The 1,300-nt window shown below is 30.7% G+C and carries 2 protein-coding genes and 1 pseudogene; all 3 read left to right on the top strand.

Annotation, left to right across the window (positions count from 1 at the left end; genetic code table 11):
* Positions 1 to 186 (top strand): annotated as a pseudogene (locus AJ882_RS00015) (phage regulatory protein); the annotation flags it as partial.
* The gene (locus AJ882_RS00010) at positions 183 to 734 is read left to right on the top strand and encodes a hypothetical protein (RefSeq protein WP_002779628.1); all 552 of its coding nucleotides are present in this window, start codon (positions 183 to 185) and stop codon (positions 732 to 734) included. The pseudogene AJ882_RS00015 and the gene AJ882_RS00010, both read left to right, overlap by 4 nt.
* Positions 735 to 767: 33 nt before the next feature.
* Positions 768 to 1,286 (top strand): Rha family transcriptional regulator, encoded by a 519-nt coding sequence (locus AJ882_RS00005; RefSeq protein WP_057037598.1) that lies wholly within the window; start codon positions 768 to 770, stop codon positions 1,284 to 1,286.
* Positions 1,287 to 1,300: the final 14 nt, after the last annotated feature.

The raw sequence follows: 1,300 nt of genomic DNA, 5'->3' as shown, positions 1-1,300 counted from the left end.
ATTAAAAGCCCTAATAAATACTTAACAGATTTAATGGAACTTATTTATCCAAATTTACCACAAAACGATTACAAGGTTAGTGTGACTATCACAGATAACCCTTATTCCAAAGAAGCTAAAAATGTATTTTCTTTAAATTATCTTGTAGATAATCGCACACCAAAAGATCCAAAGAAGTTGCAATGAGTGATAAAGAATTAGAAATTTTTGAACTTTGTGAAAGACTGGTTGATCTTTTAGGTGATAAAGAAGCTGTCGCAGATTTACAAACTTTACTAGAAAGACACCCTGAAATGTTTCAAAACAAAGAACAGGTTGCTAACTTAATAAAAAAAGTTATCCATGATCCTGAAATTATTATCAATAATCCGACTCCAAAAAGTGAAAAAGACTACATTGCAGGGAAAAAGCTAAATGAAAAGAAAATGGGTGAAGTAGGTATCCGAAAAGATGAAAATATCAGTAAAATTTTTCACGCTAACGAAAAAAGAATAAAAAACTTGGAATTAATGGCAAAAAAAGATGTAGTAGTCGATGGTAGGAACGCCCACACCTCCTACACTCAAGCCCAAAGTCTTGACGGACGACTGGTTCAAAAGAACATTTCATCGGCTACCAATAAAATTATACCACAACAAAACAAATCCACAAATGATTTTAAAGCAAAATTAGAAGAATTTAGCACCAAAAAAACAAATGCAGTTAAATCTATAAATAAGGAGTTTAAAAGATGAAAAAATATTACACCAACAAAAAGGAGTTAAACAATGAATAATGTAAATCTAATCGGATACTTAGGAAAAGATTTTGAAGTAGGCACTACAAATAGCGGAAGAGTTTATGCAAAAAATTCTCTTGCAATTACAAAGCGATGGAAAAATGAAATAGGGACTTCCAACGACCTCCTCAATTTTGAGTTTTCATTCAAAGTCCATAAAATACAAGGCTTTAAAGGTAGAGAAAGAAAATACCCATACTATCAACTTACAAAAGATGGATTCTTTCTTTTAGCAATGGGCTTTACAGGCAAAAAAGCTTTACAATTCAAAATCGCTTTCATCAATGCTTTTAATGAAATGGAAAAACTTTTACAAAAAGAGATTAAAAGCCCTAATAAATACTTAACAGATTTAATGGAACTTATTTATCCAAATTTACCACAAAACGATTACAAGGTTAGTGTGACTATCACAGATAACCCTTATTCCAAAGAAGCTAAAAATGTATTTTCTTTAAATTATCTTGTAGATAATCGCACACCAAAAGATCCAAAGAAGTTGCAATGAGTGATAAAGAATTA

The organism is Campylobacter sp. BCW_6461, from assembly GCF_001762735.1.
Classification (GTDB): Bacteria; Campylobacterota; Campylobacteria; order Campylobacterales; family Campylobacteraceae; genus Campylobacter_D; species Campylobacter_D jejuni.
Note: the sequence above shows the minus strand (reverse complement) of the source record. Positions and strands in the feature narration are given on the sequence as shown.